The organism is Microbacterium sp. zg.Y909 (assembly GCF_024626565.1).
Genome location: NZ_JANJFJ010000168.1, coordinates 1 through 9435 on the forward strand (window position 1 = coordinate 1; position 9435 = coordinate 9435).

Genomic DNA, 9435 nt, shown 5'->3' on the forward strand with positions numbered 1-9435 from the left:
AGGCACCGCTCGGGCCGCTCGCCCTGGCGGAGCTCGTGGGCGATCTGTTCCCCGCCGGCGTGCTCAACGTGCTCACCGGAACCGGCATCGAGGTCGGCCACGCCATCTCGTCGCACCCGAAGATCCCGCGCATCGGTTTCATCGGCAGCGTCCCCGCCGGCCAGGCGGTCATGCGCGCGGGCGCCGAGCACATCAAGCACGTGACGCTGGAGCTCGGCGGCAAGAACCCCATGATCATCTGCGAGGACATGGACCCGAAGCTCGCCGCCCGCGAAGCGATCAACGGCATGAACATGCGCAAGACCATGGGGCAGTCGTGCCAGTCGAACTCGCGTGTGTTCGTGCACGAGAGCATCGCCGAGGAGTTCGTCGCGGAGCTGGAGCAGATCGTCCGCGGCATCGAGATCGGCGACCCGCGGGAGGAGGGGACCGAGATGGGCCCCGTCGCCTTCGAGGCTCACTTCGACCGGGTGCTCACGCACATCGAGCAGGCCAGGGAGGACGGCGCGCGCCTGATCTTCGGCGGCGGCCGTCCGGAGGGTCGGGACGAGGGCTATTTCATCGCGCCGACCGTCTTCGATGGCGTCACGCCCGACATGCGCCTGTTCCACAACGAGGTCTTCGGCCCGGTGATGGCGGTCTGCCGCTGGAGCGACGAGGACGAGATGATCGAGCAGATCAACGCCACCGAGTTCGGTCTCACCGCGCGCATCTGGACCAACGACCTGGGGCGGGCGAACCGCATCGTGTCGAAGGTGGATGCCGGCTTCGTCTGGATCAACGAGTCGGGGCGCAAGGACCGCGGCATCCCCGTCGGCGGTTTCAAGCTCAGCGGCCTGGGCAAGGAGTCGTGTCTCGAGGAGATCATCAGCTACACCCGCGAGAAGTCGGTCACGACGACGTTCGCCGTAGGCGCATGAGCGGCGGGCGAGGCGGGAACGGCATCGACGTGAGGAGTGCACGATGAAGGCTCTGGTGTTCACCGGCGAGGAGTCGGTGGAGGTACGGGACTTCCCGGACCCGCAGGCAGGTCCCAGCGAGGCGGTCGTGCGGGTGCGTGCGTCGGGCATCTGCGGCAGCGACCTGCCCCGTTTCCGCGATGCGGAGGGCAGCAAGGGCATCATCCCCGGCCATGAACCGGCCGGCGAGGTCGTCGAACTCGGACCGGGGGTCCCCCCGGGGCTGCGCGTGGGTGACCGGGTCATGGTGCACCACTACGCGGGGTGCGGGTTCTGCGAGGTCTGCGCGATGGGATTCGAGCAGGCATGCCCGAACGACCGGGTGACGTACGGCACCGGCGCCCACGGCGGACACGCCGAGTTCATCTCGGTGCCCGCGAGGACGCTCGTGCACCTTCCCGAGGAGCTCTCCTTCGAGGCGGGCGCGGCGATCGCCTGCGGCACCGGCACGGCGTGGAACGGCCTGAAGAAGATGGACATCTCGGGGAGGGACACCGTCGCGGTCTTCGGCCAGGGGCCGGTCGGCGTCAGCGGCGTCGTCAGCGCGAAGGCGATGGGCGCGCGCGTGATCGCGGTCGACATCTCTGACGAGCGGCTCGACTTCGCCCGCCAACTCGGTGCCGACGTGACGATCAACCCGCTGGAGACCGACGTCGTCGTCGCGGTCGCGGACGTCACCGGCGGTAGGGGCGCAACGGCATCCCTCGAGACATCGGGAGCGGAGGTCGCGCGCCAGCAGGCGCTCGAGGTGCTCTCGTACTTCGGGAAGTGCAGCTACATCGGCAATGGTGCGCCGAGCCGCATCGACATCCGCGGTGAGGTGATCCGCAAGGTGCTCACGATCTACGGCTCGTGGACCTTCACGAAGGCGGAGCAGATCGACATCGCTCGCTTCATGGTCGACAACCGCGTGGACCTCGACGCGCTCATCAGCACGCGCTATCCCCTGAGCGAGGGTGGGCGGGCCTACCGCGAGTTCGCGGGCGGGGCCATCGGCAAGCCGATGATCGTGTTCGACGCGTGAACCCCCTCGCGTTCCCCCTGCTCTGACGCCCGCCCCGAGAAAGGCACATTCATGGTCATCACGTCGGTCAACCCGGCAACGGAAGAGGCCATCGCCACCTTCGAGCTCCACACGGCCGAACAGGTCGAGCAGAAGCTCACTGCGGCGGTCAGCGCGCAGCGCGCCTGGCGTCGCACTCCGGTCGAGGAGCGCACCGCACTTCTCACCCGCATCGCCGAGGTGCTGCGAGAGGGCGCGGAAGAGTACGCGCAGATCATCACGCGTGAGATGGGCAAGCCCATCACCGAAGCCCGCGCCGAGATCGAGAAGTGCGCCGTCACGCTGGACTACTACGCCGAGCAGGCTCCGACGTTCCTCGCCGACGAGCCCATCGCGTCGAACGCGAGCGAAAGCGGAGTGGTGTTCGACCCGCTCGGCGTCGTGCTCGCGATCATGCCGTGGAACTACCCGTTCTGGCAGTTCTTCCGCTTCGCCGCACCTGCCCTGGCGGCCGGTAATGCGCCGTTCCTCAAACACGCCAACAACGTGCCCGAGTCAGCGCTCGCCGTCGAGGAGATTGTGCGCAAGGCCGGCGCGCCCGAGGGGCTCTGCACCACGGTGCTGATCGAGTCGCACCGCGTCGCCGGACTCATCGAGGACGGCCGCATCGCCGCGGTGACGCTCACCGGGTCCACGCAGGTGGGCAGGATCGTCGCATCCCAGGCGGGCAAGGCCCTGAAGAAGCAGGTGCTCGAGCTGGGTGGATCCGACCCCTTCATCGTGCTCGCCGGGGCAGACATCGCGCAGGCCGCCAGTGTGGCCGTCAAGGCGCGTTTCACGAACGTGGGGCAGAGCTGCGTCAACGCGAAGCGGTTCATCGTGGAGGAGTCGGTGGCCGACGAGTTCGTCGCCGCCTTCGTCAAGCACGCATCCGAACTGAAGGTCGGCGATCCGAGTGAGGGCGACACCCACATCGGCCCCCTGGCGCGCGGCGACCTCCGTGATGAGCTCCATGACCAGGTGCTCCGCACTCTCGCGGACGGACGCGCGGTTCTCAAGCTCGGCGGTGCGCCCCTGGAAGGCCCGGGCTACTTCTATCCGCCGACGATCATCGACCACGTCGAGCCGGGGGACACCGCGTTCGAGGAGGAGACGTTCGGTCCCGTCGCCGCCATCATCCGCGCGCGCGACGTCGAGCACGCCGTCGAGCTGGCGAACGACACGGAGTTCGGGCTCGGTGCCTCGCTGTGGACGCAGGACCTGGACCTCGCGCGCACCCTGACGCGTCGCATCGACGCGGGCGCCGTGTTCGTGAACGGCATGGTCGTCTCGGACGCCCGTCTGCCCTTCGGCGGCATCAAGGCGTCGGGGTACGGCCGTGAGCTCGGCGACTACGGTCTGCGCGAATTCGTCAACATCAAGACGGTGTGGATCGGGCCCGCGACCAATGCCGCTCCGGTTGCCGCAGAGAAGATCGGCGAGTGAATCCATGACCGCTCCCTCCGTCGCGACGTGCCCGACCCCGTCCCTGACCAGCGATCTCGCCCGCTCGTGGCTTCTCGTCTCGGCGCGTGACGTCGAGCGGTTCACCCCCGCGGCCGAGGGCGATGCGGACGAAGTGATCCTCGACATCGAGGATGCCGTTGACCCCTCCTTCAAGGATGCCGCTCGGCGCGACGTCGTGGCCTGGCTATCGGCCAACAGCGCCTGGGTGCGCATCAACTGTCGCGAGAGCCCGCACTGGGATGACGACGTCGCGGAGTTGCGTGGCTCCCCGGGGCTCCGCGGCGTCGTCCTCGCGAAGGTCGAATCGGCGGCTGCCGCCACGGAGACCTTCGTGGCGCTCGGGAGCACCGTTCCCGTCGTCGCGCTCATCGAGTCCGCGCTGGGGATCGAAGAGGCGGTCGCCATCGCGCGTGCGGAGGGTGTCATGCGTCTGGCGTTCGGCAGCGGCGACTATCGGCGCGACACCGGGGCGAGCGCGGATGATCTCGCGATGGCATACCCTCGGTCGCGGCTTGTCGTCGCATCCCGCATCGGGGGGCTCCCCGGTCCCATCGACGGACCCACCGTCACCCCCGGGCTTTCGCTGCTGCGGGAGCAGTCAGCGGTCGGGGTGTCCCACGGGATGACGGGCAAGCTCTGCCTCTTCCCCGAGCAGGCGAGTGTCGTGAACGAATCGTTCAGCCCGTCCCGGTCCGACGTGGCCTGGGCGCGGGGGTTCCTCGCCGACTTCGACGAGCGGGGTGGTGTCGTCCGTGACGGGAGCGATCTGCCCCGGCTCGGCAGGGCCAGGCGGATCGAAGAACTCGCCCTCGCGTTCAACCTCAGCGTCGACTGACGCCGGCTGGGGAATCGGGCGCGGTTCCGCTGCTTCCCCGGAATCACGACGGCGAAGTCGCGACGGGCAAGCCAGTATGGGGGGATGGACCTCAGCGCCGAGAACATATCGCCGACCCGGTACCCCGGTGCCCCCGGAACGCGTGCGGAGGGATGCGCCGGTGCTGCCTGACCCGCGCGATCGCCGCGTCACCGGCCGCGTCCGTCTGATCGACGCGTCGGGACGCCCTCTGGCCGGTGCCACCGCCACGGTCGAGCAGACCGCCCACGCCTTCGGGTTCGGCAACATCGGATTCGACTTCGTGGAATGGATCGGCGGCGCACCCGAGTCACCCGACGGACGGGAGATCGAGTACTTCGGCGGCGCCCTGCAGCCTGACCCCCAGCGTCTGGCGGCCGACTTTCTGGAGCTCTTCAACACCGTCACGCTGCCGTTCTATTGGCGCGGGTATGAGCCCCAGCGCGGCCGCACCGACGGTGCGCGCCTGCGGCGGACCGCCGAATGGTTCGGCGAGCGTGGCGTCACGGTCAAAGGGCATCCCCTGGTGTGGCACACCCTCACCCCGCCGTGGTTGCTCGCCCTCGACGACGACGAGGTCGAGGCGGCTCTCCGCTCACGCATCCGCGACATCGTGACCGGATTCGCCGGCGTCATCAACCTGTGGGATGCCATCAACGAGGCGGTCATCCTCCCGGTCTTCACCGCCGAGGCCAACGCCGTGACACGGCTCGCGCAGCGCAAGGGCCGGCTGGGCATGATCGCGCTGGCCTTCGAGGAGGCCCGCGCGGCCAATCCCGCCGCGCGGCTCGTCCTCAACGACTTCGACCTGTCGGAGAACTACGAGCGGCTCATCTCGGAGTGCCTGGAGGCCGGCATCGAGATCGACGCCCTCGGACTGCAGACCCACATGCACCAGGGGTACCGGGGCGAGGAGCAGGTGTGGGAGGTGATGGAGCGGTTCGCCCGATTCGGGCTGCCGCTGCAGCTGACCGAGACGACGCTTCTTTCCGGCGATCTGATGCCGCCGCACATCGAGGACCTCAACGATTACGTCGTCGACGAGTGGCCGTCGACGCCGGAGGGTCAGGCACGGCAAGCCGACGAGATCGTGCGTCACTACCGCACGGTCTTCGCCCACCCGGCCGTCGAGTCGCTCACGTACTGGGGCATCACCGACCACGGCTCGTGGCTCGGCGCCCCGGTGGGGCTGCTGCGCGCGGACGGTTCGCGAAAGCCGTCGTTCGATGCCCTCCGCGGACTGATCCGTGACGAGTGGTGGCTGGCCGCGACGCCGGCCACCGCCGACGCCGACGGTGTCGTCGAGGTGACGGGGTATCCCGGAACTTACCGCGTGGACGTCGGGCAGGATGCCGTCGAGGTCGCCCTGACGGAGGATGCCGGCACGGTCGAGGTCGTCGCGGATCCAGTGGCGGGCGGCTCAACTGCCGGTCGCATCGCCTGAGGCTTCGGGGCCCTGAGTTTTGGGCACGCAGGGAGATGTGCGTCGGCGCGGGGGCTACCGGAGGAGGCTTATGAGAACGACTGCTGCCGCGATACCGACCGCCCCCATTCCCGCTCTCGGCCAATGCCGCGTCGGAATGAAGGCTGCAATCGCGGTCACCGCACAGATGCCGAAGAGGATGAAGGGCGCCGCCACCGCCAGGCTGTAGAGACCGTGGCCGGCAGGGTCGACGAACTCCAGAGCGACCCACAGGATCAGGCCGGCGGCAAGCGCGAACCCCGCCGCGAGGGCCGGCGCCAGGACTCGTGACGTACGCCTTGCTCGCTGGATGGCGATTGCCGGACCCCCGAGCATCCCGCACACCACGAACCAGAGACCCAAATAGCCCATGACGCTCGGTACATGGGAGTTCGCAGCCGTGAGATTGAGGATGCTCGCTGGCGGGAGCGCGACAACGCCCACCATCGCCACCGAAGCCGCCCACCGCCGGTAGAACAGGCGCCACCTCGAGGGTCGGCTTCTGTCAGTGCCGGCTGCTGGGCTCATGACACGCTCGGGAACTGGTCGCATTCTCCTGGCGCCACTGACGGGTCAGGCCCCGTCCACCATCGCGGCGAGGGCCATGTTCGCCACCTCGGCTGCCCTGTCAGGGCGGAGGAGTGGGCCGCTGGCGATGACCCAGTATCCGCTGTGGAACGCGTGTGCGTAGCCCATCCCGATTCCGTAGGTGACGTCTCGGGAGTACACCATCGCCTTCGTGCCGTCGCTGCTGACGTAACCGTCATCCCGGTCGAGGTAGGCGTCGGAGGCCGCGAGGGCGTCGGTCAGGGGCGCCTGCACTTCGGGTGCGGTGGCCATCACGTGCACGTGGAACGTGCCGTCGGTTTGGTAGATGCCCCAGCTGCACCCGGTCAGGAACAGGGAAGCATCGTACGCCTCCTGCGCTGCGGGTCCGATGATCCAGTACGGTTCGGTGCTGGTTTCGATGTCCGGTCCCCCGACGCGGTCGTCGAGGTTGGTGGTCACCCAGTCGAGGCTGAGGAGGTCCTCGCATTCGGGCGCGACCGCGGACTCCGGCCACGCCGGGGCGCTCGGGGCCGGTTCCGGAGCCGGGGTGGGTGGCTCCTGGGGCTGTTCGACGGCGGGAGACGGCGGTGTCGCCGGATCCTCCTCGGGGGCCGCAGCTGCGCACCCGGTGAGGGTGAGGGCGGCCAGGACGACGGTCGCGGTGAGGCTACGGCGGTTCACATGGCCAGCGTATCGGCGGGGGTGGGACATGCCCTGCTTCCGGTGGTCCGGTCGTGGAGCGCTCCCTCTCTTCCGTGCGCGGTGTGGCTGACCTTCATCACTCGAAGTCGATGACGCTGGGGTCTCACATCACGATGGGGGCCGTGGCGCGGCCGTTGCGGGCAGCGTTCATGCGGCTGCCCGGCTGATTCCGCCGTCGATCTCCGTCGCGGCCGCAAGTCGGATCGTTGGTTCTCGTTGCCTCGAGGCTCCGACGGATACCTCTGGAAAGTCCGGACTGGGTCTGGAAGTGACAGGAATCTCCAGTCCGGGTTACCTCTGGAAAGTCCGGGTTACCTCTGGAAGTGACATTTGGAGGGGCTGACGGGAATCGAACCCGCGCTATCTGCTTGGGAAGCAGAAGTTCTGCCATTGAACTACAGCCCCGTGCATCGCCAAGGCGACGCGGGGTCAGCTTAGCAAAGGCAACTGCGTGCTCGCGCCGATAGGCTGGGCGCGTGCTGCTGAGCGACCGCGACATCCGACTCGAGATCGACGAAGGCCGTATCGGCCTCGACCCCTGGATGCCGGAGATGGTGCAGCCTTCCAGCGTCGACGTGCGGCTGGACCGCTACTTCCGCCTGTTCGACAACCACAAGTACCCGTTCATCGACCCGGCCGAGGATCAGCCCGAGCTGACCCGCCTCATCGAGGTCGACCCGAACGAGCCTTTCATCCTGCATCCGGGCGAATTCGCCCTCGGCGCCACCTTCGAGCAGGTGACCCTGCCCGATGACGTCGCCGCCCGCCTCGAGGGGAAGTCCTCCCTCGGCCGCCTCGGCCTTCTGACCCACTCCACCGCGGGGTTCATCGACCCAGGATTCACCGGTCACGTGACCCTGGAGCTGTCCAACGTCGCGACCCTCCCGATCAAGCTGTGGCCGGGCATGAAGATCGGCCAGCTCTGCTTCTTCCGGCTGTCTTCGGCGGCGGAGAACCCGTACGGTTCGGGACCCTATGGCAACCGGTACCAGGGCCAGCGGGGCCCGACGGCGTCGCGATCGTCCCTCAACTTCCACCGCACCGACGTCGGCGCACGCGACCTCGGGTCGCCCGGGGCCTGACGGCCCCGGGCGCGCCCGCCACGCGCTTTTTGCCACATCTGGCGCCGGCCCCGCAATCGCGCGGGTGCGGACGCTCAACGCTCATCCGCTGTGCTGGCCGTCGCGCTGCCGGCGCAGAGTCGTCCCCGTCAGGGCTGAGCTGCCTCACCCTGCGCGAGGCGGCGCCTTCACCGGCAGCAGCAGGACGAAGCCGAGCAGCAGCACGAAGGCGATCCCGAGGATGCCGAAGGCCGTCATGCCGGTGAGGGTGATCAGGGTCGCCCACAGCAGCGACGTCATCCAGCCCGCAGCGCGGCCCGTGGTGGCATACAGGCCGAAGATCTCACCTTCGCGTCCGGCGGGGGTCAGGCGAGCGAGGAACGACCGGGATGCCGACTGCGCCGGGCCGACGCAGGCGCACAGTGCCAGGCCCCCGATCCAGAAGACGATCGTTCCGGCATCCACCAGCGCGAAGACCGCCGTCGCCATGAGCACCATCGCGCTCAACGACCAGAGGATGACCGTCTTGGGTCCGAAGAGGTCGTCGAAGCGCCCGACGATGAGGGTCGAGACGCCGGCGACGACGTTTGCCGCGATGCCGAAGATCACGAGGTCGAGGAATTCGAAACCGAAGACGCTGCCTGCGATGATGGCGCCGAACGTGAAGACCCCGCTGAGACCGTCGCGGAAGACCGCGCTGGACAGCAGGAACCAGAAGGTCGGCCGCGACTGCGGCGAGCGGTACAGGCCCATGACATCGCGCACGAGCAGGCCGTAACCGCGCAGCAGGCCGACGCGTCGCTCAGGTCGGCCGGCCGACGGCTCGGGCACGCTCAGGAAGATCGGGATCGAGAAGGCGAGGGTCCACAGGGCGCAGCCCACCGCGATGATGCGGAAGGGCAGTCCACCGTCCTCGCTCAGGCCGAACCAGTCCGACATGTAGAAGACGACGACGAGGATCAGGGCCACGATGCCGCCCAGGTAGCCGAAGCCCCAGCCGAGACCCGAGATGCGCCCGATGTTTCGCGGCGTCGCGATGCCGATGAGCATGGCGTTGTAATTGACGCCGGCGATCTCGCTGAACACGGTGCCTGCGGAGATGAGCGCCACGCCCAGCCAGAACAGCGCGGGGGCCGGCTCCACGAACCACAGCAGCGCCATGCTCATGACGAGACCGCCGGTGCCGATTCCGAGCCACAGCTTCTGGCGTCCGGCCGCATCGGCCTGCTGGCCCAGCACCGGGGCGAGCGCCAGGATCAGCAGCCCCGCGATCGTGGTGCCCCAGCCGAGCCCCGCGGCCAGGCCCGCCTCGGCGACCTCTTTCACCCGGTCGTCGTCGG

9 protein-coding genes and 1 tRNA gene are annotated in these 9435 nt (G+C 68.6%); 6 read left to right on the forward strand and 4 right to left on the reverse strand.

Annotated elements, in window-relative coordinates; all coding sequences use genetic code 11:
• From NQ160_RS12835 to NQ160_RS12855, 5 genes are all read left to right on the forward strand, one after another.
• The coding region (locus NQ160_RS12835; RefSeq protein WP_257515619.1) for an aldehyde dehydrogenase family protein at positions 1-920 on the forward strand (920 nt) is incomplete at its 5' end.
• Between the two features lie 43 nt (positions 921-963).
• Positions 964-1983 carry a zinc-binding dehydrogenase gene (locus tag NQ160_RS12840; RefSeq protein ID WP_257515620.1) on the forward strand — a complete coding sequence of 340 codons (1020 nt, stop codon included), beginning with the start codon at positions 964-966 and terminating at the stop codon, positions 1981-1983.
• Between the two features lie 51 nt (positions 1984-2034).
• Positions 2035-3447 (forward strand): NAD-dependent succinate-semialdehyde dehydrogenase, encoded by a 1413-nt coding sequence (locus NQ160_RS12845; RefSeq protein ID WP_257515621.1) that lies wholly within the window; start codon positions 2035-2037, stop codon positions 3445-3447.
• 4 nt (positions 3448-3451) lie between these two features.
• Positions 3452-4303 carry an HpcH/HpaI aldolase/citrate lyase family protein gene (locus tag NQ160_RS12850; protein ID WP_257515622.1) on the forward strand — a complete coding sequence of 284 codons (852 nt, stop codon included), beginning with the start codon at positions 3452-3454 and terminating at the stop codon, positions 4301-4303.
• Between the two features lie 160 nt (positions 4304-4463).
• Positions 4464-5765 (forward strand): endo-1,4-beta-xylanase, encoded by a 1302-nt coding sequence (locus NQ160_RS12855; protein WP_257515623.1) that lies wholly within the window; start codon positions 4464-4466, stop codon positions 5763-5765.
• 54 nt (positions 5766-5819) lie between these two features.
• Here the strand turns inward: NQ160_RS12855 and NQ160_RS12860 are convergent, their stop codons facing one another.
• The 3 genes from NQ160_RS12860 to NQ160_RS12870 form a co-directional block, all read right to left on the reverse strand.
• Positions 5820-6236 carry a hypothetical protein gene (locus tag NQ160_RS12860; protein WP_257515624.1) on the reverse strand — a complete coding sequence of 139 codons (417 nt, stop codon included), beginning with the start codon at positions 6234-6236 and terminating at the stop codon, positions 5820-5822.
• Between the two features lie 120 nt (positions 6237-6356).
• Positions 6357-7013 carry a hypothetical protein gene (locus tag NQ160_RS12865; RefSeq protein ID WP_257515625.1) on the reverse strand — a complete coding sequence of 219 codons (657 nt, stop codon included), beginning with the start codon at positions 7011-7013 and terminating at the stop codon, positions 6357-6359.
• 352 nt (positions 7014-7365) lie between these two features.
• Positions 7366-7439, reverse strand: a tRNA-Gly gene (locus tag NQ160_RS12870).
• Between the two features lie 71 nt (positions 7440-7510).
• Here NQ160_RS12870 and dcd point away from each other — a divergent pair.
• Entirely contained in the window at positions 7511-8116 is a 606-nt protein-coding gene (gene dcd, locus NQ160_RS12875) for a dCTP deaminase (RefSeq protein ID WP_257515626.1), read from the forward strand.
• 144 nt (positions 8117-8260) lie between these two features.
• On the opposite strand, the gene NQ160_RS12880 is transcribed toward dcd, so the two are convergent.
• The coding region (locus tag NQ160_RS12880) for an MFS transporter (RefSeq protein WP_257515627.1) at positions 8261-9435 on the reverse strand (1175 nt) is incomplete at its 5' end.